The following is a 26,876-nucleotide window of genomic DNA, read 5'->3' on the forward strand; positions in this document are numbered from 1 at the left end:
AGTCTAGAGCGTCCGCCGCCCCCCGCCCTTATGTAACGATTTGATAACATAGTGAGGGTTGGCTAAGGGTGCGACCGCGCCATGCTTTGTGCTGGTTGAGTCGGTGCCGGGGTGGGTATCCGGTCGGCGTGCACTGTGGCGGCGGTTTGATCGGGAACTGAACATGTGCTTACGGTCGTTGTACCGAGAGCGCTGAGTTGATGACTGACGACGGAATCGGATTGTGGTGACTACTAACTCCTTATGTACCTCGATGGGCAAGTGAGCCGGCCTCCACGGACCGAGTCGTTACGTCCCCCCCAGGGAGCGGACGCACTGGGCATGCGCGATCTCGCCGAAGCCACCGGTGTGCTGGACGTCAACTCGACCTACGCGTACCTGCTGATGGCCACCGACTTCGCGGCCACCTCGATCGTCGCCGACCGCGACGGCGAGGTGTGCGGCTTCATCACCGGCTACCACCCACCCGACCGGCCCGAAGTGCTGTTCGTGTGGCAGGTGGCGGTGGCCGACTCTGCGCAGGGCACCGGACTGGCCAGCGCCATGCTCGACGCGCTGGTGCACCGGGTGCGCCGGGACCGCCACGGCCACCCGATCACCGTGGAGACCACGGTGACGCCGAGCAATGAAGCGTCGCGCGCTTTCTTCGGCGCCTTCGCCCGCCGCCACGGGGTCGCGATGACCGAACACGACGGTTTCAGTGCCGACCTCCTGGACACCGACGGTGGGCACGAGGACGAACCGATGCTCCGCATCGGTCCGCTCGCCGAACCGCTGGCGGAGACCCCGGCGACGACCAGCGCGAGCCCCAACTGATTTATGGAGATGGAGGATCCCATGACCACCCTGACCCCTGCGTCGGAAACCGATCTGCCCGCTGTGTTCAGCGAGGTCGAATCGGAGGTGCGCAGCTACTGCCGCGGCTGGCCGGCCACGATGGCCACCGCCACCGGCTCCTGGATCACCGACACCGAGGGCCGCAAATACCTCGACCTGTTCGGTGGCGCCGGGGCGCTGAACTACGGCCACAACAACCCGGTCCTCAAGGAGCCGCTGCTGGAGTATCTGGCCTCCGACGGGATCGTGCACTCGCTGGACATCGCGACGGTGGCCAAGCAGCGCTTCCTGGAGACCTTCCAGGGCACGATCCTCAAGCCGCGCAACCTGGACTACAAGGTGCAGTTCCCGGGGCCGACCGGCACCAACGCCGTCGAGGCGGCCCTGAAGCTGGCCCGTAAGGTGACCGGTCGCGAGTCGATCATCAGCTTCACCAACGCTTTTCACGGGATGACCCTGGGATCGCTGTCGGTGACCGGGAACTCGATGAAGCGGGCCGGCGCCGGTATTCCGCTGGTGCACGCCACCCCGATGCCCTACGACAACTACTTCGGCGGGGTCACCGAGGACTTCCAGTGGTTCGAGCGGGTTCTCGACGACTCCGGCAGCGGGCTGAACCGGCCTGCCGCGGTGATCGTCGAAACCGTCCAGGGCGAGGGCGGACTCAACGTCGCCCGGGTGGAGTGGCTGCAGGCGCTCGCCGAACTCTGCCGCAAGCGCGACATCCTGCTGATCGTCGACGACGTGCAGATGGGTTGCGGCCGCACCGGCCCGTTCTTCAGCTTCGAGGAGGCCGGGCTGACCCCTGACATCGTGACGCTGTCGAAGTCCATCAGCGGCTACGGCCTGCCGATGGCGCTCACCCTGTTCAAGAGGGACCTCGACGTGTGGACCCCCGGGGAGCACAACGGCACCTTCCGCGGTCAGAACCCGTCGTTCATCACCGCGACCAAGGCGATCGAAACCTACTGGGCGGACTCGCAGTTCGAGAAGGACACCATCGCCAAGGGCGACTTCATGCGGGAACGGCTGGACGGCATCGCGGCCAACCACGAGGGCATCAAGGCGCGGGGCCGCGGCATGGCGCAGGGCCTGAAGTTCGACACCGCCGAACACGCCAATGCGGTGTGCGCGGCGGCCTTCGAGCGCGGCGTGATGATGGAGACCAGCGGCCCGTCCGACGAGGTCGTCAAACTGCTGCCGCCGCTGACCACCTCGCACGCCGATCTCGACACCGGCATGGACATCATCGCCGACGCCGTGACAGCCGTTGTCCGCTGAGTCCGCTGACCGAGAGGAAACCAACCGATGATTGTTCGCACCACCGAAGAGATCACCGGCACCGAGCGCGACGTCTCCGACGGCACCTGGCGCTCCAAGCGCATCGTGCTCGCCGACGACGGCGCCGGCTTCTCGTTCCACGAGACCACCATCGAAGCCGGCTCGGTGAACCAGTTTCACTACCAGCACCACATCGAGGCGGTCTGGCTGGTGGAGGGCAAGGGCACCCTCACCAACCTGGAGACCGGTGAGGAGCACCCCCTCGCCGCCGGCTCGATGTACCTGCTCGACGGCCACGAACGGCACCGCATCGACTGCGAGGAGCAGATGCGGATGCTGTGTGTCTTCAACCCCCCGGTGACCGGACGGGAGGTTCACGACGAGAACGGCGCCTACCCCGCCCCTGCCCAGCAGGCATGACCCAGGCGACACTCACAGGCGTAGAAGACCGTTACCCCACCCGGCTCGGGCACGCGATCAGTCCGGTCCCGCGGACCGAGCCGACCGTGTGGGGTGACGCCCTGGACGGGCCGCTGAGTCGGGCGGAGCTGGACGGCTTCGCCGACCGCGGCTACCTGATCAAAGCCGGCACCGTCGGCGACGATCACCTGCCGCTGTTGCAGCGTGAACTGGAGTGGCTCGGCGCCGAACTCGCGGCCGACGACCCGCGGGCGGTCCGCGAGCCCGGCGGCGGGATCCGCTCGGTGTTCGCCCCGCACCTGCTGAGCGACCTGATCGCCGAGGTGGTCCGGCTGGACACCGTATTGCCGATCGCCCGGCAGCTGCTCGGCGGCGACGTCTACATCCATCAGGCCCGGATCAACATGATGCCCGGTTTCACCGGCAGCGGGTTCTACTGGCACTCCGACTTCGAGACCTGGCACGCCGAGGACGGCATGCCCGAGATCCGGGCGGTGTCGTGCTCGATCGCACTGACCGAGAACTACCCCTACAACGGGTCGCTGATGCTGGTGCCCGGCTCGCACCGGACCTTCTATCCGTGCGTGGGCGCCACCCCGGAGAACAACTACGAGACGTCGCTGGTCAGCCAGGACATCGGGGTGCCCGACCGGGACACCCTGGTCAAAGCCGTCGACCGGCACGGCATCGACCAGTTCGTCGGGCCTGCGGGCAGTGCGCTGTGGTTCGACGCCAACCTGCTGCACGGGTCGGGGTCCAACATCACCCCGCTGCCCCGCTCCAACGTGTTCCTGGTGTTCAACTCGGTGCACAATCCGCTGACCGAACCGTTCTGCGGCGCCCGGCGCCGACCCGAGTACCTCGCCGCCCGCGACCCGGTGACTACGCTGGCGCTGTGAGTGTTCTCCCCCCAGAAGGGGTGCGCAAAGCCGGGTTCATCGTCGCCGCCGAGGGGGCGCTGGCGCTGGCCGCGGCGCTGGTGCTGGTGCTGCGCGGCCTGGCGGGCACGGATCAGTCCCTGGTCAACGGGTTCGGCACCGCCGGTTGGTTCCTGCTGATCGGCGCGGCGGTGCTGGCCGCCGGTTTCGCTCTGGTGCGCGGTCGGGTGTGGGGCCGCGGCATCGCGGTGTTCGCCCAGCTGCTGTTGCTGCCGGTGGCCTGGTACCTGGCGGTCGGGTCGCATCAGTGGGGCTACGGCATCCCGGTCGCGGTGGTCGCCGTCACCGTGCTGGCGCTGCTGTTCAGCCCGGCCGCGATCGCCTGGACCGCCGGGCGCGGTCAGACCGATCCGGCCAACCCGGCCAGCGCCGGGCCCGACAACCGGTAGGTGGTCCACTCCCGCTGCGGCTGCGCGCCGAGCTGCTCGTAGAGCGCGATCGCATCGGTGTTCCAGTTCAGCACCGCCCACGACAGCCGGGAGTAGCCGCGGTCCACGCACAGCCGGGCCAGGCCGGCCAGCAGGGCGCGGGCCACGCCGCGCCGCCGGAACGCCGGCCGCACGAACAGGTCCTCCAGGTGGATTCCCGCCACCCCGTCCCAGGTGGAGAAGTTCGTGAACCACACCGCGATGCCGGCAGGCGCACCGTCGACGTGGGCCAGGTGCGCGTACGCACTCACCGGCTCGACGAACAGTGCGGCGTGCAGCGCGTCCTCGGTCACCGTGCACAACTCGGCGGCGTCCTCGAAGGCGGCGAGCTCATGCACCATCGCGGTGATCGCGACGACGTCGTCGGGGGTGGCGGGCCGGATCTCGGTGCTCACCGCGCCACCTCGAGAGCGTTGAGGATCGCACCGAATTTCGTTGTGGTCTCCGCCAGTTCATCATCGGGGTCGGATTCGGCGACGATGCCGCCGCCGGAGCGGGCCAGGGCGCCGCGGCGGTCGGCGCTCAGCTGGGCGCCGCGCAGCGAGACCATCCACCGGCCGTCGCCGTGGGCGTCACACCAGCCGACGGCCCCGGCGTAGAACCCGCGGTCGCCCTCGAGTGCGCTGATCATCGCCACCGCGTCGGTGGTGGGCACCCCGCCGACCGCCGGGGTGGGGTGCAGCAGCACCGCCAGATCCAGCGCGGTGGTCGACGGGTCGCGCAGCCGGCCGCTGATCGGCGTGCTCAGGTGCCACAGGGTGGCGGTGCGGCCCAGCCGCGGCGCGGCGGTGATGGTCAACTCGGTGCACAACGGTTCCAGCAGTGCCCGCATGGTCTCGATCACCAGTTGGTGTTCGTGTCGGTCCTTGCCGGAGGCGGCCAGCGCGGCGGCGTTGTCGCGGTCGTGGTCGGCGTCCGGCGAGCGCGGAGCCGAACCCGCGAACGGCCGGCAGCTGAGCCGGTCGCCGTGGCGGGTCACCAACAGTTCCGGGCTGGCGCCCACCAGCGCCGTCCCGAGGTAGGGCCCGCCGGCGGGGGAGAGGTCGACCAGGTAGCCGTCGGCGGCGGGGTCGGCGGCCACCAGCCGAGCCAGCACGGAGCGGGCGTCCAGCGGTTCCTCGGCGCTCAGGTGCAGGGCGCGCGCCAACACCACCTTCTGCAGCACCGGGTCCGGGCGGCGCAGCTCGGTCAGCGCGGCCGCGATCCGGCGCCGGTGGTCGGCGGTGCTGGGCTCCTCGGCGTCGACCCGCACCCGCGGCAGCGGCCGCACCGGCCAGTCCGGCAGCGTGTCGTGTCGGGTCAGCGATCGCGGGCTGAACAGGGCGGTCGGCGTACTGTCGCGAAACGGCAACGCCCCCACCACGATCGGTGCGTCGCCGGCGCGCAGTGCGGCGCGGGCGGCGGCGACGTCGAGGTAGCGGGCGGCGATCCCGCGACCGACCAGGGTGCCGTCCGGGCCGCTCAACACGAACTGCGGTTCGGTGTCGGGTTCGGGGTACTCGGGTGCGGTCACGGGCCGGCCAGCCCGAGGGCCACCAGTTGACGTCCGCCGTGTTCGAAACCGGCCACGGCGACCGAGGCGGCCGCCATCGCGAACCGGGCGCCGTCGGCGACCGGCAGCCGCAACCACCGGGCGACCACCGCCCGGGAGAAGTGGCCGTGGCCGACGAACACCACATCACGGTCGGCCATCCGGTCGAGGGCGACAGCGATCGCCGCGTCGGCGCGCAGGCCGACCTGCTCGACCGATTCCCCGTCCGGGCAGCCGTGAGTCCACACCAGCCACTCCGGCTCGCTGCGCCGGATCTGCTCGGTCGTCAGCCCCTCATAGGCGCCGTAGTCCCACTCCGCGAGCAACTCGGTGGTCTCGTCGACCCGCAGCCCGGCCAGTTCGGCGGTGGTGCGGGCGCGTTGGCGCGGGCTGCACAGCACCAGCGGGTCGACCGGGTCCAGTCCGCGCAGCACCGGCGCGGCCGCCTCGGCGCGCCGGCGGCCGTAGTCGGTGAGGGCCAGATCGGTCCGGCCGGTGTGTCGGCCGGACTTGGACCATTCGGTCTCACCGTGGCGCAGCAGCAACAGTCGGGCACCGGGCCGGGACAGCGCGAGGGTCACGCCGACCGATTCTGCCCGAACCAGCCCCCGCCGACACCGGTGGGCATGACAGGATGGCGGGGACCGCCGGTGACGGTGATTGCCGGTGACGGCGCGGAGCCGTGTTGCGGGGAGGAGTGGTGTGACACAGATGCGGGTGCTGGCGGTGGCCAACCAGAAGGGCGGGGTGGCCAAGACGACCACGGTCGCCTCGCTCGGCGCGGCGCTCGCCGATGCCGGATCGCGGGTGCTGCTCGTCGACTTGGACCCGCAGGGCTGTCTGACGTTCTCGCTGGGCACCGACCCGGATTCCCTGCCCGCCTCGGTGCACGAAGTGCTGCTCGGCGACGTCGAACCGGACGCGACACTGGTCGAGACCGCCGAGGGGATGACGTTGCTGCCGGCCAACATCGACCTGGCCGGCGCGGAGGCGATGCTGCTGATGCGTGCCGGACGCGAATACGCGCTCAAACGGGCGCTGGCCAAGCTCGCCGACCGGTTCGACGTGGTGCTCATCGACTGCCCGCCGTCGCTGGGCGTGCTGACCCTCAACGGGCTTACCGCCGCCGACGGGGTCATCGTGCCGCTGCAGTGCGAGACCCTGGCCCACCGCGGTGTCGGCCAACTGCTGCGGACCGTCACCGACGTGCAGCAGATCACCAACCCGGAACTGACCCTGCTCGGCGCGCTGCCCACCCTCTACGACTCGCGCACCACCCACAGCCGCGACGTGCTGCTCGACATCGCCGACCGGTACGGCCTGGCGGTGCTGGCGCCCCCGATTCCGCGCACGGTGCGTTTCGCGGAGGCCAGCGCCTCGGGCGCCTCGGTGCTCTCGGCGCGCAAGAACAAGGGCGCGGAGGCCTACCGTGAGCTGGCCGAATCGCTGGTCAAGCACTGGAAGACCGGCAAGGCCATGCCGACCTTCACCCCCGAGGCCTGACCGCACCGGCGCTATTCGCCGAGCGCCACCAGCGTCGGTCCGCGCTGCTCGAGGATCAGGGCGCCGGAGACGGCCGGATAGACCGCGGTGACGTCGGCCGGGCGGTCCACCGCGATCGTGCGCTCGTACTCGCCGGTGGCCGGGTTGTACACCGCGACGCCGCCGGTGACCGGGATCAGCATCCGGTTGGCCATCAGCGCGGCCGGCCCCAGCGGTCCCGCGCCGTCGCGGGCGCCGACGGTGTAGCGGTAGGACAGGTCGGCCGGGTCGAAAACCAGCACCGCGTCCCCGGTCCACCAGCTGATCACGTCGCCCGGCTTGGACACCGCGAACGCCGTCGGCGGCGCGGCCAGCGCCGTGCTGGACACCGTCGTCCCGGTCTCGTCGATGATGTCCACGTGCGGCGCGGGGGTCGGCAGGTACACCGCGGTGGTGGTGTCGGCGACGGCCACCACCCGGGCGCCCGAATCGGCCGCCAGGGTCGGCAGCGGCACGTCGCGCTGCTCGGGTTCGTCCTCGTCCTTGCCCGGCCGCAACAGCCTGAGCTGGAGTCCGGGCTGGTCGCGGCAGCTCTCCAGCACCGAGACCGCTGACGGGCCGGCCGCCGCGGAGAGCAGCGTGCAGCCGCTGTCCAACCGCCGCGCGGACGGCTTGACCGGCGCGTCGAGCTCGCCGTAGGACAGCATGCGGACCAGATCGGAGCGCCACATCTCCAGCCGGGTCGACCCGAGGGCGAGCACGATCGTGCCGTCGGCGGTCAGCCGGACCTGCTCGTCGGCGTAGCTGCTGCGGGTCGGTCCGCGCTGCCCGGTGGCGCCGTCGATGGCGCTGACCTGTCCGCACCCGCGGCGATCCGGGTAGACCGCCAGCGCGTACTTGTACACCCAACTGACCCCGCACAATTCGCCGCGGCGGCGGTAGCTCCACAATTCGGCGCCGGTGCGCGGGTCGCGTCCGCTCATCGTCGACCCCTCGCCGGTGACGACGACGCCGCCGACCAGCACCGGGCGGGTGGTGGCCGGGCTGGGCGTGCTCCACAGCTCGTGGACCGCGGTGGGCAGCGCGATGGCCGACGGGCGGCTGGCGGCCGGTTCGGCGGCCGGGCGGCTGACGGTGTGCCGGGCATCGCTGACCCACCAGATCACGGTGGCCGCGATCGCGAGCACCACGACGATGGCCGCGGCGGCGATCAGGTCGGCGGTGCTGCGGCGCTCCGGTCGAACCATCGGGGTCGGCGCGGGTCAGCTGGTGCCGGTCGCGGCGCTGTCCGCGGTGCTGCGCGGCCGGCGGCGCCGACGGCGTTTGCGCGGGGCCTCGCCGGACGCCCCCGCCGTCGGGCCCTCACCGGAGGCCGCGTCGGGGGCGGTCGGTGTTCCCGCCGGGGCCGCCCCGTTGTCGCTCACCGGTTTCCCGCCGCGGGTGCGCCGCCGCGACCGGGTGCGCGGCCGCGCACCACGCTCGCCCTGCGTCCGGTCGGCGCCGCCGCGCTCGGGACGGCGGCCCGGTGACCGGCGCGGCTTGCCCACCCGGCCGGTGATGTCGTCGGGGATGTCGAGTTCGGTGTACAGGTGCGGCGAGCTGGAGTAGGTCTCCGCCGGATCGGGGCAGTCCAGGTCCAGTTCCTTGTTGATCATCGACCAGCGGGCCAGTTCGTCCCAGTCCACCAGGGTGACCGCGACGCCGGTCTTACCGGCCCGGCCGGTGCGACCGATCCGGTGCACGTAGGTCTTCTCGTCGTCGGGGCACTGGTAGTTGATGACGTGGGTGACGTCGTCGATGTCGATGCCGCGGGCGGCGACGTCGGTGGCGACCAGCACGTCGTTCTCCCCGGAGCGGAACGCGCTGAGCGCGGTCTCGCGCGCCCCCTGCCCGAGGTCACCGTGCACCGCGCCGACCTTGAAGCCCCGCTCGGCGAGGTCGTCGGCGACCTTCTGGGCGGTGCGCTTGGTGCGGGTGAAGATCATCGTGGCGCCGCGCCCACGGGCCTGCAGCACCCGGCTGACCAGTTCCACCTTGTCCAGTGCGTGCGCGCGGTAGACGAACTGCTCGGTGGCGTCGTGCACCGCCGAGGAGTGCGGCGCCTCGGCGCGGATGTGGGTGGGCTGGTTCATGAAGCTGCGGGCCAGCGTGACGATCGGGTCCGGCATGGTCGCCGAGAACAGCATCGCCTGCCGCTGGTCGGGGATCTGGGCCAGGATGCGCTCGATGTCGGGCAGGAAGCCCAGGTCGAGCATCTCGTCGGCCTCGTCGAGCACCAGCACCGACAGCCCGCCGAGCTGCAGGTAGCCCTGCTGGGCCAGGTCGAGCAGCCGCCCGGGGGTGCCGACCACGACGTCGACACCGGCCTGCAGCGCCTCGATCTGGGGCTCGTAGGGCCGTCCGCCGTAGATCGACACCACCGACAGCGGCCGGATGGCGCCGTCCTCGCCCGGGTTGGCCTCGGTGCTGAGGTAGCGGGCCGCGCCGGCCAGGTCGTCGTAGACCTGCAGGCAAAGCTCGCGGGTGGGCACCACGATGAGGGCGCGTGGGGTGCCGGTGAGCGGGCGGGTGGTGTCGGTGCAGATGCGGTGCAGCAGCGGCACGCCGAACGCGAACGTCTTGCCCATCCCGGTGCGGGCCTGACCGATCAGGTCGTCACCGCTCAACGCCAGCGGCAGGGTCAGCTCCTGGATGGCGAACGGGCGCTCGATGCCGCGGTCGGCCAGCGCGCGCACGATCTCGTCGCGGACGCCGAGGTCGGCGAAGGTGTGTTCGGGATGGGTGGTGATAGGGGTCATGCGGGGGCAACAGCCTTTCGAGGTCGCGATCGCGGTTCATATCGTCGAGCGCGCACGAGTCCAGACTGCCGGATATGTCGCCGATTCGCGGGGCCGCGGAGTGGGCCTCCCACCGGGCCGGACGGGCCAACAAGTGCACGCACATTTCCTGTGGCATCGGCATGGCGTACCGTTACCGCCCCCCATCATAGCTGGTCGGCGCGGCGGCCCGGACCGGGCGGCCGCGCGGGGCGATCGTAGGGCGGCGCGGGACGCTTTAGAGTGGTCACGATGACCCCGATTCCGCCTTCCGACGAGGTGACCGTGGCGGCCGCGACGCGACTACCCGCCGATCACCCCGGCATCGACGAGCTGCTCGCCCTGCTGGCCTACGGCGAGGTGGCGGCGTTCTACCGGCTCACCGAGGAGGCGCGGATGGCCCCCGACCTGCGGGGTCGGGTGTCGATGGGCAGCATGGCGGCCGCGGAGATGCGCCACTACGAACTGCTGCGCGACACCCTGGAGCGCCGCGGGGTCGAGGTGCTGCCCGCGATGACCGAGCACGCGGCCACCCTGGACGCCTATCACCGGTTGACGATGCCGAGCACCTGGCTGGAGGCGTTGGTCAAGACCTACCTCGGCGATGCGCTGGCCGCCGATTTCTACCGCCAGATCGCCGATGTGCTGCCCGAGGAGGTCGCCGGTGTGGTCCGCGAGGTGCTCTCCGAGACCCGGCACTCCCAGTTCGTCGTCGCCGAGGTGCGGGCGGCGGTGACCGCCAGCGCCAAACAACGCAGCCGGCTGGCGCTGTGGTCGCGCCGGCTGCTCGGCGAGGCGATCACCCAGGCCCAGCACGTCCTCGCCGACCGCGAGGAGATGGTCGACCTGGTGGTGGCCGGCACCGGCGGGCTGGGCGAGCTGACCGTGTTCTTCGACCGGTTGCAGCAGTCCCACGACGAGCGGATGCGCGAACTCGGCCTGGCCTGACCCGTTCAGCGGGTGCAGGTGGCGATCATCGAGTTGGTGGCGGTCTGCCGGAGCAGCTGACCGGTGCCGTCGGTGATCGCACAGTTGAGCTGGGAGTGCAGGCTGGTGGCGGTCACCGAGGTGACCGTCACGCCGGGGTTGAGCACCACCCGCCGCGACCACGGCAGCGCCGCGTCCAGGTCGGTGCGCGGAAAGCCCTGCTCGTCGGTGTAGACGATGGTCACCAGGTCCAGCAGCGATTTGTTCCCGGTCACGGTGTAGGTGACGGTGCGCTGCTGCACCGCGGGCGGGACGGCGCTGGTCGGCGGCGGCACCGGCGTCGCCGCCGAGGGGCTGGGCGAGGGCGCCGTCGTCGTCGTGGCCGGTGCGCTCGGGGTGACGGTGGTGACCGTCTCCGGTGGCAGCGACGCGCTCGGTGGGGGAGCGGGCGGCGGGGTGGCGATCACGGTGCGAGGCGGGGTCGCCGACACCGTGCCCGCGGTGCCACCGTTGCCGCCGCTTTGCAGAATCACCGCGGTGGCGACCAGCGCGGCCGCCAGCACCAGCCCCGCGGTGATGGCCACCGGCCGCCACCGGCCGCCGTCGGGGTAGTCGGCGTACCCGTCGTCCGGGTAGTCCTCGTAATCCTGGTAGTCGTCCTGGTAGTCGTCCTGGTAGTCCCGGTAATCCCCGTGGTCCTGGTAGCCCCGCCCGCCGTACTCCGCGCCGTACCCCCGGTAGGACGCCGGCGGTTCGCGGTCGGGCTGATAGCCCCGATACCCGGGATGATTGCGGTGGTCGCGCCGGGCCCCATCGACACCGCCGCGACGGCCGGTGTACGGGCCGCGGTCGCGCTGACGGGAGTCCAAGTCGGTCACAGCGCCGACGGTATCGGTGCCCGCCCGCCGTTCGGTGCCGACGCGCTGGCCCGTTAGCGAACCGTTACCGCAGTTGGGGGCTGTTTTCCGGCAGGTGCGCCCCGGCCCGCCCGCGGCGCTCGACTAACCTGCTCTAACCTGCTCAGTGGGGGACGTCAACCAACGAAAGGGGCCGGCGTGGAGGTCAAGATCGGGATCACCGACAGCCCGCGGGAGCTGGTTTTCACCAGCACGCAGACACCCGAGGAAGTCGAGGGGGCGCTCACCACGGCCCTACGCGACGGCTCCGAGGTGGTGACCTTCGCCGACGAGAAGGGCCGGCGTTTCGTGGTGCTCGCCGCCAAGATCGCCTACCTCGAGATCGGCACCGCCGACGCGCCCCGGGTCGGCTTCGGCATCGGCGGCACCGCGACGGTCAAGAGCGCGAAAACCAGCTGAGCGCCCCGCGCGTCCCGAGGATCCGCCGTCAGGACCGGGTCAGCGGCACGTGCGAGAGCCCACCCCAGGCGAACTGCACGGTGCCCTCCACCGCGTCCTCCTTGGAGATCGGCCGGGCGTTGGACAGCCAGTACCGTGCGCAGTCCACGCTGATCGCCACCAGACCCACCGCGATCATCCGGGCCCGATGCGGGTCGAGTCCGGAGTCGGCGCTGATCAGGTCGAAGATGGCGTCGATGCACGATTCGGTGGCCACCCGCACCTGCGCGGCGACCTGCGGTTCGCTGATGTAGTCGTTTTCGAAGATCAGCCGATAGCCCTGGCCGTCATGCTCGATGAAGTCGAAGAACGCCCCCACCGCGGCCCGCAGTCGCTGCTGGTTGTCGGTGGTGGTGCGCAGCGCTTGACGTACCCCGGAGACCAGGTTGTCCACATGGCGGTGCAGTACCGCCAGGTACAACTCCAACTTCGACGAGAAATGCTGGTAGAGAACGGGTTTGCTGACACCGGCACGGTCGGCGATCTCATCCATCCCGGCGGCGTGGTAGCCGCGGAAGACGAAAACCTCGCTCGCAGCGACAAGTAACTGGCTGCGGCGCTCATCGCGGGGCAGCCGGTTTCCGCGCCGGTGCGTTCCGCGTGAGCCGCTACGCTCGGCTTTGGCAAGATCGCTCATCTGGTCCTCAATCTGGGTTCCGCGGCCAGCCGCCGCCGTCACCGCCTTGACACTACTCTGGGCCCGCGCCCGCAGCCCGGCGCGCACCCCGCCGCGGGTATCGCGTCGCACCGTCGGGCGCGCCGAGAATCCCAGGTTGCGGCTGGTTGTGTCATTCTGGAGCAGTGACCTACGAACCGGTGCGGCACGTGGGCAGCGCCGGTCAGGTGCCGGTGCTCCACGATCAATGGCGGGAGCCGTTGCGTGCCCAGCGCGACCCGCTGGCGGGCGGGTCCGGCCGGCCCCGAGCCACGCGGGACCGTCGCCACTGGCGCAAACAGACCTGGCTGGGCCGGTTCGTGTCGACCTACGGCTGGCGGGCCTACGCGTTGCCGGCCCTCATCGCGCTGACCGCGGTGGTGCTCTATCAGACCGTCACCGGCACCAGCGCCCCGCGCTCGGACATCGAGGAACCGGTGCAGGGCCCGCCGACGATCGGGTCGTCGGGCACCGAGATCATCGGCGCCCCGCCACGCGGGCTGACCCAGTTCGACGCCAACCTGCCGACCGGGAAGCTGCCGGTCGGCGGCCCCTACACCGTCGCAGGGGACAAGACCTGGCACATGGTGCCGGGCGTGATGGGACCGATCGGGCAGGGGCTGGGCAAGACCTTCACCTACAGCATCGAGGTGGAGGACGGCATCGACACCGCCGCCTTCGGTGGCGACATCGCGTTCGCCACCATGGTCGACAAGACGCTGAGTAATCCCAAGAGCTGGATCCACAACACCCAGTTCGGGTTCACCCGCGTCGACGCGGCCAGCGGCGTCGAACCCGACTTCCGGGTGTCGCTGACCTCGCCGATGACGGTGCGGGAGGGCTGCGGCTACGAGATCGAACTGGAGGCGTCCTGCTACAACCCGGCCTATGGCGCCGACCGGGAGTCGCGGGTGTTCATCAACGCGGCCCGCTGGGAGCGCGGCGCGATGTCGTTCCAGGGCGACAACGGCTCCTACCGGCAGTACCTGATCAACCACGAGGTGGGCCACGCCATCGGCTACGAACGCCACGAGCCCTGCGAGAAGCAGGACGCGCTGGCGCCGATCATGATGCAGCAGACGTTCTCCACCGCCAACGACGACGCCGCCCTGTTCGACCCGGACTCGGTGCACCCGGACGGCAAGACCTGCCGGTTCAACCCCTGGCCGTACCCGATCGCCTGACCCCGGTGATCGCCGGGCAGGAAGGTTCCGGGCCGGGGCGACGTTGTAGAGATGAACTGCTGCGATGATCAGCGTGGACCCGAACGAGCGAATCGAGGAGATATCCGGTGTCGACATCGCTGCCGCCGCTGGTTGAGCCGGCCGCGGACCTGACCCGCGACGAGGTCGCCCGCTACAGCCGCCACCTGATCATCCCCGATGTGGGGGTGGACGGGCAGAAGCGGCTGAAGAACGCCCGGGTGCTGGTGATCGGCGCCGGTGGGTTGGGCGCCCCGACCCTGCTGTACCTGGCCGCCGCAGGCGTCGGCACCCTCGGGGTGATCGACTTCGACGTCGTCGACGAATCCAACCTGCAGCGCCAGGTCATCCACGGGGTGGCCGACATCGGCAGGCCCAAGGTCGACAGCGCGCGCGACTCGATCGCCGCGATCAACCCGCTGGTGACCGTCCAGACCCACAACCAGCAGCTCACCACCGACAACGCCGTCGAGTTGTTCGCCGGTTACGACCTGATCCTGGACGGCACCGACAACTTCGCCACCCGCTACCTGGTCAACGACGCCGCGGTGCTGGCGGGCAAGCCGTATGTGTGGGGCTCGATCTACCGGTTCGAGGGCCAGATCTCGGTGTTCTGGGAGGACGCCCCCGACGGCCCGGACGGCGAGAAACGCGGCCTGAACTACCGCGACCTGTATCCCGAGCCGCCGCCGCCGGGGATGGTGCCGTCCTGCGCCGAGGGCGGCGTGCTGGGCATCCTGTGCGCCTCGGTCGGCTCGGTGATGGGCACCGAGGCGGTCAAGCTGATCACCGGGATCGGCGAGCCGCTGCTGGGCCGGCTGATGGTCTATGACGCCCTGGAGATGAGCTACCGCACCGTCAAGGTCCGCAAGGACCCGACCACCCCGAAGATCACCGAACTCATCGACTACGAGGCGTTCTGCGGGATGGTGTCCGACGAGGCGGCCAGCGCCACCGCGGACGCCACCGTCACCCCCCGCGAACTGCGCGAGATGCTGGAATCGGGCACGGTGGCGCTGATCGACGTGCGCGAACCGGTGGAGTGGGACATCAACCACATCGACGGCGCGCAGCTGATCCCGCAGTCCACCCTGAACACCGGCGACGGGCTGGCCAAGCTGCCGCAGGACCGCACTCCGGTGCTGTACTGCAAGACCGGGGTGCGCTCGGCGGAGGCGCTGGCCACCATCAAGAACGCCGGTTTCGCCGACGCCCTGCACCTGCAGGGCGGCATCGTGGCGTGGGCCAAGCAAATCGAACCCGACATGGTCATGTACTGACCGGTTCCCGGCCGGGGCACGGTTAGGCTGACCGTGTGACCCCGGAGCCGCCCCCTGAACACGTGCTGGTGGCATTCGGGCTGAGCGATGAGCGGCCGGAGCCGCTCGGTGTCAGCTGGGAAGGCGGCTGGCGCTGCGGTGAGGTGGTGTTGTCGCTGGTTGCCGACAACGCGCGGGCCGCATGGTCAGCCCGGGTGCGTGAGACCCTCTTCGTCGACGGGGTGCGCCTCGCCCGTCCGGTCCGCTCGTCCGACGGCCGCTACGTGGTCGCCGGCTGGCGCGCGGACACGTTCGTGGCCGGCGTCCCCGAGCCGCGGCACGACGAGGTGGTCTCCACCGGGATCCGGCTACACGAGGCCACCAGCAAACTCGAGCGGCCCCGGTTCCTCACCCAGGCGCCGACGCTGCCGTGGAGCGAGGTCGACGTGTTCAGCGTGGCCGACCGGGCCGCGTGGGAGGAACGTCCGCTGCAGGCGCTGCCGCCCGGCGCCCAGGTCGCGCCCGGCTCCGCCGACGGGCAGCGCTCCGTCGAGCTGATCAACCAGCTGGCCGGGCTGCGCCGGCCGACCCGCAGTGCCGCCCAACTGGTCCACGGCGACCTCTACGGGACGGTGTTGTTCGCCGGCAGCGCTGCCCCCGGCATCACCGACATCACCCCGTACTGGCGGCCGCCGTCGTGGGCCGCCGGTGTGGTGGTCGTCGACGCCCTGTCGTGGGGGGAGGCCGACGACGGGCTCATCGAGCGCTGGGAGGCGCTGCCGGAATGGCCGCAGATGCTGCTGCGTGCGTTGATCTTCCGGCTGGCCGTCCACGCCCTGCATCCGCGCTCCACCGCCGAGGCGTTCCCGGGGCTGGCGCGGACCGCCGCGCTGGTGCGGTTGATGCTGTAGCGGCTCAACCCGGCGGGAACCGGTGCCGCATGGCGGCGAGGTCGACCCGGTCTGCCTCGGCGCGCACCCCTTCGGCGCGCAACCGCGCCAGTTGCTCGGTCCGCAGGTGCGGCGCCGGTCGCCCGGACGCGCGGATCACCCGGTGCCAGGGCAGATCGGCGCCGTCGACCCGCAGGATCCAGCCGACGATGCGCGGGTTGGTCACCCCGGCCGCCACGGCGACGTCGCCGTAGGTGGCGACCCGCCCGGCCGGGATCGCCGCGACCAGCGCCCGGACCGCCTCGACCTGCGCCTCGGTGATCGCGGCCATCGTCAGCTCGGCAGCCGCGCCCGGATCAGCGCGGCCACCTCCGCGGGACGGGCCTGGGCGACCATGTGCAGGCAGTCCAGGTCCACCAACTCGAACTCGGCGCCGAGCCGCCGGGCCAGACCGTCGATGAGTTCGGTGCCGACGTAGGGCGGGTCGGTGGCGGTGGCGCGCACCAGGGTGGTCGGGATGCCCGCGGCCGGCCAGACGACGTCGCGGGCCAGTTCACTCCAGTAGGACATCGTGGCGGGCAGGCTCATCCGCCAGCTGCGGCGGCCGCCGGGCAGGACGACCAGGTGGTCGTCGAGTTCGGCGTCCAACAGCGCCGGGTCGACGTCGGCCCACGCACCGTGCGCCTTCTCGGCGCGGGCCTCCGCCGCGTCGGGGTAGTCCGGAGAGGCCCACGTCGCTTCGGCGATCCGGCGCATCCAGGCGCCGTCGAGCCCGGCCGCCGGATCGAGCAGCACCAGCGACGCCACCAGATCGGGCCGAGCCGCCGCCAACGCCAACGCGATCGCGCCGCCGAACGAGTGGCCCACGACCACGACCGGGCCCGTCGCCTCCCGCTCGGTGAGGGCGGCCAGCGCGGCCACGTTGGCGTCGATGGTCCACGGCGCATCCCAGGAGGAGTGACCGTGCCCGATCAGATCCGGGGCGAGGACGGCGACGTCGGCGAGTCGGCTCTCGGCCAGCGCCCGCCAGCGCCCGCCGTGGCCGGTCAGGCCGTGCAGGGCCAGCACCCGGGCCGGGCCGGGTGGGCCGAAACGGTGTGCGTGCAAGACATCGGTCACCCGTGTCATGCTGCCGCACCGGTCAGTTCCGGCGGCGGCGGGTCGGCGTGCGAACGGTGTCGGTACTCGACCGGGCTTCGCGCAGCCTGGCATTGTCCGAGCGCAGCTTGGTGTTGTCGGCGTCCAGTTGGGTGTTGCGGTGTTCGAGATCCAAGATTTGGCCGACCCCGGCCAGGTTGACGCCCTGGTCGACCAGTTCGCTGATCCGCCGGACACGATCGAGATCGTCGTCGCTGTAGCGGCGGGTGCCGCCCTCGGTGCGGTCGGGGGTCAGCAGGCCCCACCGTTCGTAGAGGCGCAGGGTTTGCTGGGCGATCCCGGAGAGCTCGGAGGCCACCGAGATGCCGTACACGCCCCGAGCGGAGCGCGGTGTGGGACCGTCGACCACCGGATCGCCCGCCTCTCGCCGGAAACCTCGTGCTGTCACTTGCGTAAAGCTAATATACGTGTTATTACAAATCTATGCGTAACGACATAGAAAAATGATATTCACTGGAGGTGGAACATGATGTTGATGCGCACAGATCCGTTTCGTGACCTGGACCGTCTCACCCAGCGGGCATTCGGCACCGCCGCCCGTCCGGCAGTGATGCCGATGGACGCCTGGCGCGCCGATGACCAGTTCATCGTCGAGTTCGATCTTCCGGGCGTGCAAGCGGACTCGATCGATCTCGATGTCGAGCGCAACGTCCTGACGGTGCGAGCCGAACGGCCCGAACTGGACGCCGACCGCGAGATGGTGTCCGCCGAACGCCCACGCGGGGTGTTCAGCAGACAGCTGTTCCTCGGCGAGAATCTCGACACCGAACGGATCGAAGCGAGCTACCGCGACGGCGTCCTGCGCCTTACGATTCCGGTCGCCGAGCGGGCCAAGCCTCGACGGATCACGATCAGCCATGACGGCGATCGGCAGCCGATCAACGCCTGACCGGTGCAGGCAGCGGTCACCGCCCCGGTGGCCGCAGTACGACGACGAACGTGAGGACAGGAGGTGAGGCCACCCGACTACCAGCACGGTTCCGACAGTGCGTGATGACCCCGCGCCGTTCCGGGAATTGCGACCGTGACAGGCGCCGGCGACCGATACGGCCGGGCGCACCGCCACGTGATGTGGCGCCGGACAGCACGGGCCGCGCGGGCTCATCACCCGGGTGGACGCGGTCAACCGCCGCGTCCACCCGCGGCCGTGCCAACCAGGCCGAAAGCGAGGTGGCACGTGGCGACCGGTGACCGGCCGACCGGATTCGACCCGTACTTCGACCCGTATGTCGAACTGGGCGTCCCACCGAGCGCTTCGCCGGCGGAGATCACCCGCGCCTATCGCGACCAACTGCGCCGGCACCACCCTGACCTGCGGGGCCCCGCCACCGACGGCACCGAGAACTCTCGGGCGGACGAGCGGCTGCGCAAAATCCTCACTGCTTACGCGATCCTGCGCGACCCGGCCCGACGCGCCCGACACGACCACAGCACCCGGTCACGCCGACCCTCACCCGCGCCCCCACCGCCGCTGCACTCCGATCCGTCCTGGCTACGTGCCGGGCCGGTCCACTGGCAGCGTCGACGCTGACCACCACCCCGACCGCCGCCGGCCCTACTGCTGTCGGCCCGGTGTGGTGTCATGCCGACATGACCCCTCGCTGGCCCGAGCAGGCGGCCGCAGCCCTCGACCCCGACCGCCGGGGCGTGCTGCGGGTGCTCGGCGGGCCGGGAACCGGCAAGACCACCCTGCTGGTCGACGCGGCGGCCGCCCACATCGGCGCCGGCGTTCCCCCCGGCTCGGTGCTGCTGCTGACCGGGGCGGGTCCGATGCCCGCGGTCGCACGCAACGCCTTGACCCGCCGCCTGCTTTCGGCGGGCGGAGCCACGGTGATCGCCGAACCACTGGTGCGCACCGTGCACGGCTACGCCTTCGCGGTGCTCGCCCAGGCCGCCCAGCGGGCGGGTGACCCGCCGCCGCGCCTGGTTACCAGCGCCGAGCAACACGGCATCATCGCCGAGCTGCTCGCCGGGGACCTCGAGGACCACGCCGGCGGCTGGCCGGCCGAACTGCTGCCCGCCCTGCCCACCCTCGGTTTCGCCGACGAACTCGCCGACCTGCTGGCTCGCTGCGCCGAACGGGGTGTGGACGCGGCGGCACTGCACCGGCTCGGCCGCGACCACCACCGCCCGGAGTGGAGCGCCGCGGGCCGCTTCGCCCGGCAGTACGAGCAGGTGATGCGGCTGCGCGCCGCGGTGGGCACCGCCGCACCCCAGGCCACCGCCCCGACCCTGGGCGCCGCCGAACTGGTCGGCGCCGCGCTGGCGGCCCTGGCCGCCGACGACGAGCTGCTGGCCGCCGAACGGGCCCGCATCGGCGTGCTGCTGGTTGACGACGCCCAACAACTGGACCCGCAGGCCGCCCGGCTGGTGCGGGTGCTGGCCGCCGGAGCGCAGACCACCCTGCTCGCCGGTGACCCCAACCAGGCGGTCTACGGCTTCCGCGGGGCCGATCCGGCCGCACTGCTCGGCGACGACACGCCTGCGGTGCACCTGACCGACTCCCACCGCTGCGCCCCCGCGGTGGCCGACGCCGTCAGCGCGGTCGCCGGCCGGCTGCCCGGCGCCGGCCCGGCCCGGCGCATCACCGGCGGTGGCGCAACACCGGGCACGGTCACCGCGCGGGTCGCGGCCTCCCCGCACGCCGAGGCCGCGCTGATCGCCGACACGCTGCGCCGCGCCCACCTGCTCGACGGAGTGCCCTGGTCGCAGATGGCCGTCATCGTGCGGTCGGTGCCGCGCTCGGCCGCCCCGCTCGCCAGGGCGCTCAGCGGTGCCGGCGTGCCGGTGGAACTGCCGCCACCGCCCGGCCCACTCGCCGACCAACCCGCCGTCGCCGCACTGCTGACCGTGCTCACCGCCACGGTCGACGGGCTCGACGGGGACACCGCCCTGGCCCTGCTCACCGGACCGATCGGCCGGGTGGACCCGGTGACGCTGCGCTCGCTGCGCCGCGCGCTGCGCCGTGCCGACGCCGAACCGGCCCGCGGCTTCCCCGAACTGCTGGTCGAAGCGCTGACCGCCGGCCCCCCGGACGGGCTCGCAGCGGTCCTGGCCCGCCCGGTCCGGCGGGTGGCGGCCACCCTCGACGCGGCCCGCCGGCACGCCGACGGTGATCCGCGCCTCGCGCTGTGGCAGGCCTGGGCGGCGTCGGGCCTGCAGCGCCGGTGGCTGACCGCACTGGACCGCGGCGGGACGGCCGCGCTGCACGCCGGCCGCGACCTCGATGCGGTCAACGCCCTGTTCGACGTCGTCGACCACTACGTCGCCCGCACCGGCGGTGCCTCGGTGCGCGGCCTGCTCGCCCACGTCGCCGCGTTGCAGCTGCCGCCGGTCACCGGCCCGGACTCCGCGGTCGCCGCGGTCCGGGTGCTCAGCGTGCACGCCGCCCTGGGCCACGAGTGGGACCTGGTGGTCATCGCCGGTCTGCAGGACGGGCTGTGGCCCAACACCGTGCCACGCGGCGGGGTGCTGGCGACCCAACGCCTGCTCGACGTCCTCGACGGCCTCCCCGAACAGGCGTCGGTGCGGGCGCTGATGCTCGCCGAGGAACGCCGGCTGCTGGTCGCGGCGCTGGGCCGGGCCCGCCACCGGCTGGTGATCACCGCCGTCGACGGGGAAGCCGCCCCGGGCGGCGACGCCGACTCCCAGCTGCCCTCGCCGTTCTTCGCCGAACTGGCCGGCGAAGACACCGACGCAGACACCGACGCCGCGCCCCCGGTCACCGCCCCGCGGGTGCTCTCCGCGGCCGGCGTGGTCGGCCGGCTGCGGGCGGTGGTCTGCGCCCCGCCCGACGCGGTCGCCGAGACCGACCGGCGGAGCGCCGCCCACCAGCTGGCCCGGCTGGCCCGCGCCGGCGTCCCCGGCGCCGACCCGGCCGGCTGGGCCGGGATGAGCCCGCCGAGCACCGATGCGCCGCTGCACCCGCCCGGTGAGCACTTCGTCACCGTCTCGCCGTCGTCGCTGGGCACCCTCACCGACTGCCCGCTGCGCTGGCTGGCCGAACAGCACGGCGGCCGCGACCCCGTCCCGCTGACCACGACCGTCGGCTCGCTGGTGCACGCACTGATCGCGGAGCCCGGGCGCACCGAGACCGCGTTGCTCGCCGAACTCGACCGGGTGTGGGAGGCGCTGCCGTTCCCGGCCCGCTGGCAAGCCGCCAACGAGCTCGCCCGCCACCGTGAGATGGTCTCCACGTTCCTGCAGTGGCGGGCCGCCACCCGAGCGGAGCTCACCGAGGTCGCGGTGGAGCGCGACGTCGACGGGCTGGTCGAGCCCGCCGGTGACGACGGCCCGGGTGTGCGGCTGCGGGGCCGGGTCGACCGGGTGGAACGCGACCAGGCTGGCCGGCTGGTGATCGTCGACGTAAAGACCGGTCGCACCCCGGTCACCAGGGACGCCGCCCAACGCCACGCCCAGCTCGCCGCCTACCAGCTGGCCGCCGCGGCCGGCCTGGTCGAACCCGACGGCGAACCCGGCGGGGCCCGGCTGGTCTACCCGGCCAAAGCCACCGCCGACGGCAGTGCCTGCGAACGCGACCAGGCTCCGCTGACCCCCGACACCGAGGCCGCCTGGCGCGCCCGGATCCGCGCCGCAGCAGCCGACACCGCAGGCCCGCGGTTCACCGCCCGGGTCAACGACGGCTGCGCACACTGCCCGATCCGCTCGGCCTGCACCGGCCCACCGACGAGCAGGCCGCCGTCATCGCCGCCCCGCCCGGACCGCTGGTGGTCATCGCGGGTGCCGGCGCCGGCAAGACCGAGACCATGGCCGCCCGGGTGGTGTGGCTGGTGGCCAACGGCCACGCGCACCCCGCCGAGGTCCTGGGGTTGACGTTCACCCGCAAGGCCGCCGGACAGCTGTTGCGGCGGGTGCGCTCGCGGCTGGCCGCGCTGGCCGCCGCCGGCCTGCTCGACGACCCCGACCCGACCGGCAGTCCCACGGTCGCCACCTACCACGCCTTCGCCGGGCAGCTGCTGCGCGAGCACGGCCTGCTGCTCGGGGTGGAGCCGCACACCCGGCTGCTCGGCGAGACCGAACGCTGGCAGCTGGCCTACGACGTCGTCACCGGCCACCCCGGCGAGCTGCCCACCCGCCGCACCCCGGAAACGGTCACCCGGCTGGTGCTGCGGCTCTGCGACCAGCTGGCCGAACACCTGGTCGACACCGCCGGCCTGCGCGACACCCACCGCGAGCTGGAGCAGCTCATCCACACGCTGCCGCCCGGGCCGCGCCAGCGCGCCGAACCCAACCAGCAACTGCGCGGCCTGCTGGCGGCCCAGAACGAACGCAGCGACCTGGTGCCGCTGATCGACGCCGTACACCGGCGGATGCGCGCCGAGGCGGTGATGGACTTCGGCACCCAGATGGCCACCGCCGCGCGGCTGGCCGAACGGTTCCCGCAGATCGGCGGCGAACTGCGCCGCACCTACCGGGTGGTGCTGCTCGACGAATACCAGGACACCGGCCACGCCCAGCGGGTCGCGCTGTCGGCGCTGTTCGGCGGCGGCGCAGACGGCGCGCTGGCGCTGACCGCGGTCGGCGACCCGATCCAGTCGATCTACGGCTGGCGCGGCGCGTCGGCCACCAACCTGCCCCGGTTCACCACCGACTTCCCGCTGCCCGACGGGAGCCCGGCACCCACCCGCGAACTGCGCACCAGCTGGCGCAACCCGCCGGCCACCCTCGCGGTGGCCAACGCGGTGTCGGCGCAGGCCCGGGAACGCTCGGTCGAGGTGCACGAACTGCGGCCCGCCCCGCACGCCGCCCCGGGCACCGTCACCGTCGCGCTGCTGGACGACGTCATCGCTGAACGGGACTGGGTGGCCGAACAACTGCAGCGCCGCTACGCGGGGGCCCGCCAGGCCGGGGAGGACCCGCCGACCGCTGCGGTGCTGGTGCGGCGCAACGCCGACGCCGCACCGATGGCCGATGCGCTGCGCGCCCGCGGCGTCCCCGCCGAGGTGGCCGGCCTGGCCGGGTTGCTGACGATCCCCGAGGTCGCCGACCTGGTGGCGATGCTGCGGCTGGTCGCCGACCCGACCGCCGGATCGGCCGCGCTGCGGGTGCTCACCGGGGCGCGCTGGCGACTCGGCGCCGCCGACCTGGCCGCCCTGTGGCGTCGTGCCCGCAGGCTGGCCGACCCGCCCGCCCACACCGCCGATCCGGCCCAGATCGCCGCCGCGGCCGGACCCGACACCGATACCGCCTGCCTGGCCGACGCCGTCACCGACCCCGGCCCGGCGACCGACTATTCGGCGGCCGGCTATCGAAGGCTGCTGGCACTGGCCGAGGAACTGACCGTTCTGCGCGCCCAGTTGCACCACCCGCTGCCCGACGTCGTCGCCGAGTTGCGGCGGGGGCTCGGCAGCGACACCGAGGTCCGCGCCGCCCAACCGCCGGGCACCGGTGGCGGCACCGAACAACTCGACGCGTTCGCCGACGTGGTGGCCCGCTACGCCGAGCACACCGGGCCGCGCACCGGCACCGTCGCCGGCCTGCTCGGTTACCTCGACGCTGCCGTGGTGGCCGAGAACGGGCTCGCGCCGGCCGAACCGGCCGCCGCGGCCGCCCACCGGGTCCAGGTGCTCACCGTGCACGCCGCCAAGGGGTTGGAATGGCAGGTGGTGGCGGTGCCGCACCTGGTGTCGGGGGTCTTCCCGTCCACCGCCTCGGCGAGCACCTGGCTCACCGATCCCGGTGATCTGCCGCCCCTGCTGCGCGGGGACCGGGCCTCGCTGAGCGCCCACGGCGTCCCGGTGCTCGACACCGACGGCGTCACCCACCGCAAGCAACTCTCCGATGTCATCGACGGGCACCGCCGCCAACTCGCCCAGCGGCGCAGCGACGAGGAACGCCGGCTGCTGTACGTGGCGGTCACCCGGGCCGAGGACACCCTGCTGCTGTCCGGCCACCACTGGGCCGAGACCGGCCGCAGCCCGCGCGGCCCGGCGGAGTTCCTCACCGAGATCAAAGACCTGATCGACTCCACCGACGACCTGCCCGGCGCGGTCACCGTCGACCAGTGGGCGCCGGAACCGCCAGCCGGAGAACCCAACCCGCTGTGCGACGGGGCCGTCGAGGCGGTGTGGCCGGTGGATCCGCTGGGGGAGCGGCGCGCCGACGTCGACCGGGGTGCCGCGCTGGTCGCCGCCGCACTCGCCGAGGACCCCGACACCGGCGGCCCGGGCGGCACAGCCGTGCCGGGCCCGGCCGGAGCGGCGGTCGAGGCCGCGGAAGTCGACGCCCTGTTGGCCGAACGCGCCCTGGCGACGACCCGACCGGCGCCGGCGGACACCGGGCAACTGTCGGTGAGCAGGTTGGTGGAGATCGCCGCCGACCCGGACGCCGCGCGCCGGCTGCCGTACCGGCTGCCGGCCCGGCCGGACCCGCATGCACTGCGCGGCACCGCATTCCACGACTGGGTGCAGCGATTCTACGGCGCGGAAAGGCTTTTCGACCTCGCCGACCTGCCCGGCGCCGCCGACACCGCCGTCGACGACACCGCGGGCCTGGAGGCCCTGCAGGCGGAGTTCCGCAACTCGGTGTGGGCGCAGCGCACCCCGGTCGCGGTGGAGGTGCCCTTCGAGATGGTGCTCGGCGACACCGTGGTCCGCGGGCGGCTCGACGCGGTGTTCGCCGACCCGGACGGCGGGGTCACCGTGGTCGACTGGAAGACCGGCGCGCCACCGGCGGGTCAGTCGGCCGCGCAGGCGGCGGCGGTCCAGCTCGGTGTCTACCGGTCGGCCTGGGCTGAGCTATCCGGATTACCGGAGCCCTTGGTGCGCACCGCATTCCACTATGTGCGTGGCAACATCACCGTGGCCCCGGAGGTGCTTCCCACCCGCGATGAGTTGATCGCGCTCACCCGTGCCGGCGAACCTTCAGTGCCTCGGTGATCAGCGGGATCTGCAGCGGCAGTCGCGCGAGCAGTCCGGCCCGCACCGGCCACGGCCGGTCCCACATCACCCGCACCATGTTCAGGTTGCCGGGGAAGACGCCGAGGAACACCGCCAGCGCGGCCAGCGCTCCCAGCCGCCGGGTGCGCGGGACCGTCAGCAGCCCACCGGCGGCCAGTTCGGCGACTCCCGAGGCGTAGGTGTAAGCCCGCGGGCTGCCGGGCAGTTCGGTGGGAACGATGCCGTCGAACGGCTTCGGCGCCAGGAAATGCAGGGTGCCCATGCCCAGCAGCAGGGCGGCGAGGCGGTGCGCGGCGGACCGGGCGGCGGCGCGCTTCGGGTCCGGAAGTGCGGTGGTCATGGTTACATTGTGCGGTGGCCAGAGGGAAGTTGCGCCGGCTGGGCGGCCTCGACGAGCGTTTGACCGCCAAACCCGACTACGCGCTGGTCGGCGTGCTGCGGATCCCGGAGAGCGACTCGCCGACCCGCGCGATCATGCGCCGCATCGTGATCGCGCTGGGGGCGATGCTCGCCGCGGTGGTCATCGTCTACCTCACCCGCGACGGCTACACCGACGTCCGCGGGGAGCCGATGACGCTGCTGGACTGCGTCTACTTCGCCACCGTGTCGCTGACCACCACCGGCTACGGCGACGTCACCCCGGTCACCGAATTCGCCCGGCTGACCAATATCTTTCTGATCACCCCGCTGCGGGTCGCGTTCCTGGTGGTGCTGGTCGGCACCACCGTGGAGGTGCTGGCCGAACGTTCCCGCCAGGCGTTGAAGATCCAGCGTTGGAGGAAAAAAGTGCGCAACCACACCATTGTCGTCGGCTACGGCACCAAGGGCAAGACCGCGGTCGTCGCGATGGTGGGCGACGACGTGCCGACCAGCAGCATCGTCGTCGTCGACACCGACGAGGCGGCGCTCAAGCACGCCGAGAACGCCGGGCTGGTCACCCAACTCGGCGACGCCACCAAGGCCGACGTGCTGCGGCTGGCCGGCGCCCAGCACGCCGCGGCGATCATCGTCGCGACCAACCGCGACGACACCGCCGCGCTGGTCACCCTCACCGCCCGCGAGATCGCCCCGGACGCCAAGATCGTCGCCTCCATCCGGGAGGCCGAGAACCAGCACCTGCTGCAGCAGTCCGGCGCCGACTCGGTGGTGGTGTCCTCGGAGACCGCCGGACGGCTGTTGGGGATCGCCACCTCCACCCCGCGGGTGGTGGAGATGATCGAGAACCTGCTCAGCCCCGACACCGGGCTGACCATCGCCGAACGCGAGGTGGAGCAGACCGAGGTCGGCGGCTCGGCTCGCCACCTGCGCGACATCGTGCTCGGAGTGGTGCGCGAGGGCAACCTGCTGCGCATCGACGCCCCCGAGGTCGACACGGTCGAGGCCGGGGACCGGCTGCTCTACGTGCGCACCGCGGTGAACTAGCCGGCCAACTCGGCCAGCTTCTGCTTCACCTCGCCGACACTCGGGTTGGTCAGCGTCGACCCGTCGGAGAACCGCAGCGTCGGCACCGTGTGGTTGCCGTCGTTGACCGACCCGACGAACTCGGCGGCTTCCGGGTCCTTCTCGATGTTGATCTCCGTGTAGCCGATACCGGCCGCCTTCAGCATGGCCTTGAGCCGCAGACAGAACGGGCACCACGGCGTGGAGTAGAGGGTGAACGAGTCGCTGCCGGCGCTTTTGCTGGTGCTCATAGGTCTCCCAACCTAATGGGAACCGATCAGCGTGTCCTAACGGGGATCTTGGTTCTTGAGCGGGAGGCTGATCACCGAGCCGCCGGC

At 72.1% G+C, this 26,876-nt stretch carries 28 protein-coding genes; 16 read left to right on the forward strand and 12 right to left on the reverse strand.

Annotated features, from left to right (window positions below):
* Positions 1-243 precede the first annotated feature (243 nt).
* Genes ectA through AWC30_RS13520 form a run of 5 tightly spaced genes read left to right on the forward strand, consistent with a single transcriptional unit; the run spans position 244 to position 3,865 of the window.
* Positions 244-816 (forward strand): diaminobutyrate acetyltransferase, encoded by a 573-nt coding sequence (ectA, locus tag AWC30_RS13500; RefSeq protein ID WP_085110744.1) that lies wholly within the window; start codon positions 244-246, stop codon positions 814-816.
* Between the two features lie 21 nt (positions 817-837).
* Complete coding sequence (gene ectB, locus AWC30_RS13505; RefSeq protein ID WP_085110769.1) at positions 838-2,118, forward strand: diaminobutyrate--2-oxoglutarate transaminase; 1,281 nt, start codon at positions 838-840, stop codon at positions 2,116-2,118.
* Positions 2,119-2,145: 27 nt separating this feature from the next.
* Positions 2,146-2,538 carry an ectoine synthase gene (locus AWC30_RS13510; RefSeq protein ID WP_085110745.1) on the forward strand — a complete coding sequence of 131 codons (393 nt, stop codon included), beginning with the start codon at positions 2,146-2,148 and terminating at the stop codon, positions 2,536-2,538.
* The gene (gene thpD, locus AWC30_RS13515; protein ID WP_085110746.1) at positions 2,535-3,437 is read left to right on the forward strand and encodes an ectoine hydroxylase; all 903 of its coding nucleotides are present in this window, start codon (positions 2,535-2,537) and stop codon (positions 3,435-3,437) included. Before AWC30_RS13510 ends, thpD begins: the two co-directional genes overlap by 4 nt.
* Entirely contained in the window at positions 3,434-3,865 is a 432-nt protein-coding gene (locus tag AWC30_RS13520; RefSeq protein WP_085110747.1) for a hypothetical protein, read from the forward strand. The genes thpD and AWC30_RS13520 overlap by 4 nt, the downstream gene beginning before the upstream one ends.
* On the opposite strand, the gene AWC30_RS13525 is transcribed toward AWC30_RS13520, so the two are convergent.
* From AWC30_RS13525 to AWC30_RS13535, 3 genes are read right to left on the reverse strand one after another with little or no spacing between them, the layout of a single operon-like run.
* A complete protein-coding gene (locus AWC30_RS13525; protein WP_085110748.1) occupies positions 3,817-4,299 on the reverse strand; it encodes a GNAT family N-acetyltransferase in 483 nt (160 codons plus the stop codon). The genes AWC30_RS13520 and AWC30_RS13525 overlap by 49 nt on opposite strands.
* Positions 4,296-5,417 (reverse strand): isochorismate synthase, encoded by a 1,122-nt coding sequence (locus AWC30_RS13530; protein WP_085110749.1) that lies wholly within the window; start codon positions 5,415-5,417, stop codon positions 4,296-4,298. Before AWC30_RS13530 ends, AWC30_RS13525 begins: the two co-directional genes overlap by 4 nt.
* Positions 5,414-6,016, reverse strand: coding sequence for an acid phosphatase (locus AWC30_RS13535; protein WP_234808083.1), 603 nt, complete (start codon positions 6,014-6,016; stop codon positions 5,414-5,416). Before AWC30_RS13535 ends, AWC30_RS13530 begins: the two co-directional genes overlap by 4 nt.
* A 121-nt stretch (positions 6,017-6,137) precedes the next feature.
* On the opposite strand from AWC30_RS13535, the gene AWC30_RS13540 reads away from it, so the two are divergent.
* Positions 6,138-6,938, forward strand: coding sequence for a ParA family protein (locus AWC30_RS13540; protein WP_085110750.1), 801 nt, complete (start codon positions 6,138-6,140; stop codon positions 6,936-6,938).
* Between the two features lie 11 nt (positions 6,939-6,949).
* On the opposite strand, the gene AWC30_RS13545 is transcribed toward AWC30_RS13540, so the two are convergent.
* Positions 6,950-8,164 (reverse strand): Rv3212 family protein, encoded by a 1,215-nt coding sequence (locus tag AWC30_RS13545; protein ID WP_085110751.1) that lies wholly within the window; start codon positions 8,162-8,164, stop codon positions 6,950-6,952.
* Between the two features lie 15 nt (positions 8,165-8,179).
* A complete protein-coding gene (locus AWC30_RS13550; RefSeq protein WP_085110752.1) occupies positions 8,180-9,715 on the reverse strand; it encodes a DEAD/DEAH box helicase in 1,536 nt (511 codons plus the stop codon).
* Between the two features lie 270 nt (positions 9,716-9,985).
* Here AWC30_RS13550 and AWC30_RS13555 point away from each other — a divergent pair, with 270 nt between their 5' ends.
* On the forward strand, positions 9,986-10,681 hold the full coding sequence (locus AWC30_RS13555; protein WP_085110771.1) for a ferritin-like fold-containing protein: 696 nt from the start codon (positions 9,986-9,988) through the stop codon (positions 10,679-10,681).
* 5 nt (positions 10,682-10,686) lie between these two features.
* Here AWC30_RS13555 and AWC30_RS13560 read toward each other — a convergent pair whose 3' ends face one another.
* Positions 10,687-11,538 carry a hypothetical protein gene (locus AWC30_RS13560; protein WP_109562066.1) on the reverse strand — a complete coding sequence of 284 codons (852 nt, stop codon included), beginning with the start codon at positions 11,536-11,538 and terminating at the stop codon, positions 10,687-10,689.
* 177 nt (positions 11,539-11,715) lie between these two features.
* Between AWC30_RS13560 and AWC30_RS13565 the strand changes: the two genes are divergently transcribed.
* Entirely contained in the window at positions 11,716-11,976 is a 261-nt protein-coding gene (locus AWC30_RS13565) for a DUF3107 domain-containing protein (RefSeq protein ID WP_085110753.1), read from the forward strand.
* A 28-nt stretch (positions 11,977-12,004) separates the two neighbouring features.
* Here the strand turns inward: AWC30_RS13565 and AWC30_RS13570 are convergent, their stop codons facing one another.
* Positions 12,005-12,652 carry an HTH-type transcriptional activator FasR gene (locus AWC30_RS13570; protein ID WP_085110772.1) on the reverse strand — a complete coding sequence of 216 codons (648 nt, stop codon included), beginning with the start codon at positions 12,650-12,652 and terminating at the stop codon, positions 12,005-12,007.
* 164 nt (positions 12,653-12,816) lie between these two features.
* Between AWC30_RS13570 and AWC30_RS13575 the strand changes: the two genes are divergently transcribed.
* From AWC30_RS13575 to AWC30_RS13585, 3 genes are all read left to right on the forward strand, one after another.
* Positions 12,817-13,854, forward strand: coding sequence for a DUF3152 domain-containing protein (locus tag AWC30_RS13575; RefSeq protein ID WP_085110754.1), 1,038 nt, complete (start codon positions 12,817-12,819; stop codon positions 13,852-13,854).
* 107 nt (positions 13,855-13,961) lie between these two features.
* On the forward strand, positions 13,962-15,152 hold the full coding sequence (gene moeZ / locus AWC30_RS13580; protein WP_085110755.1) for an adenylyltransferase/sulfurtransferase MoeZ: 1,191 nt from the start codon (positions 13,962-13,964) through the stop codon (positions 15,150-15,152).
* 35 nt (positions 15,153-15,187) lie between these two features.
* Entirely contained in the window at positions 15,188-16,042 is an 855-nt protein-coding gene (locus tag AWC30_RS13585) for a TIGR02569 family protein (protein ID WP_085110756.1), read from the forward strand.
* 4 nt (positions 16,043-16,046) lie between these two features.
* On the opposite strand, the gene AWC30_RS13590 is transcribed toward AWC30_RS13585, so the two are convergent.
* From AWC30_RS13590 to AWC30_RS13600, 3 genes are read right to left on the reverse strand one after another with little or no spacing between them, the layout of a single operon-like run.
* Positions 16,047-16,352, reverse strand: coding sequence for an MGMT family protein (locus AWC30_RS13590; protein ID WP_085110757.1), 306 nt, complete (start codon positions 16,350-16,352; stop codon positions 16,047-16,049).
* A gap of 2 nt (positions 16,353-16,354) precedes the next feature.
* Positions 16,355-17,140: an alpha/beta fold hydrolase gene (locus tag AWC30_RS13595; RefSeq protein ID WP_085110773.1), complete on the reverse strand. Its 786-nt coding sequence runs from the start codon at positions 17,138-17,140 to the stop codon at positions 16,355-16,357.
* Between the two features lie 22 nt (positions 17,141-17,162).
* Complete coding sequence (locus AWC30_RS13600) at positions 17,163-17,528, reverse strand: MerR family transcriptional regulator (protein WP_109562067.1); 366 nt, start codon at positions 17,526-17,528, stop codon at positions 17,163-17,165.
* 117 nt (positions 17,529-17,645) lie between these two features.
* Between AWC30_RS13600 and AWC30_RS13605 the strand changes: the two genes are divergently transcribed.
* The 4 genes from AWC30_RS13605 to AWC30_RS13620 all read left to right on the forward strand — a co-directional run bounded on the left by AWC30_RS13605 (position 17,646) and on the right by AWC30_RS13620 (position 25,077).
* Positions 17,646-18,068 carry an Hsp20/alpha crystallin family protein gene (locus AWC30_RS13605; RefSeq protein WP_272937751.1) on the forward strand — a complete coding sequence of 141 codons (423 nt, stop codon included), beginning with the start codon at positions 17,646-17,648 and terminating at the stop codon, positions 18,066-18,068.
* 288 nt (positions 18,069-18,356) lie between these two features.
* Complete coding sequence (locus tag AWC30_RS13610; protein ID WP_234808084.1) at positions 18,357-18,710, forward strand: J domain-containing protein; 354 nt, start codon at positions 18,357-18,359, stop codon at positions 18,708-18,710.
* A gap of 59 nt (positions 18,711-18,769) precedes the next feature.
* A complete protein-coding gene (locus AWC30_RS13615) occupies positions 18,770-22,012 on the forward strand; it encodes an ATP-dependent helicase (protein ID WP_420093272.1) in 3,243 nt (1,080 codons plus the stop codon).
* The gene (locus AWC30_RS13620) at positions 21,904-25,077 is read left to right on the forward strand and encodes an ATP-dependent helicase (protein ID WP_420093273.1); all 3,174 of its coding nucleotides are present in this window, start codon (positions 21,904-21,906) and stop codon (positions 25,075-25,077) included. The genes AWC30_RS13615 and AWC30_RS13620 overlap by 109 nt, the downstream gene beginning before the upstream one ends.
* Here AWC30_RS13620 and AWC30_RS13625 read toward each other — a convergent pair.
* Complete coding sequence (locus AWC30_RS13625; protein WP_085110761.1) at positions 25,043-25,438, reverse strand: DoxX family protein; 396 nt, start codon at positions 25,436-25,438, stop codon at positions 25,043-25,045. The genes AWC30_RS13620 and AWC30_RS13625 overlap by 35 nt on opposite strands.
* 14 nt (positions 25,439-25,452) lie before the next feature.
* On the opposite strand from AWC30_RS13625, the gene AWC30_RS13630 reads away from it, so the two are divergent.
* Complete coding sequence (locus tag AWC30_RS13630) at positions 25,453-26,520, forward strand: potassium channel family protein (RefSeq protein WP_085110762.1); 1,068 nt, start codon at positions 25,453-25,455, stop codon at positions 26,518-26,520.
* On the opposite strand, the gene AWC30_RS13635 is transcribed toward AWC30_RS13630, so the two are convergent.
* Positions 26,517-26,789, reverse strand: coding sequence for a mycoredoxin (locus AWC30_RS13635; protein ID WP_085110763.1), 273 nt, complete (start codon positions 26,787-26,789; stop codon positions 26,517-26,519). The two genes, AWC30_RS13630 and AWC30_RS13635, sit on opposite strands and share 4 nt — an antisense overlap.
* Positions 26,790-26,876 lie beyond the last annotated feature (87 nt).

The organism is Mycolicibacillus trivialis (assembly GCF_002102395.1).
Taxonomy (GTDB): domain Bacteria; phylum Actinomycetota; class Actinomycetes; order Mycobacteriales; family Mycobacteriaceae; genus Mycobacterium; species Mycobacterium triviale.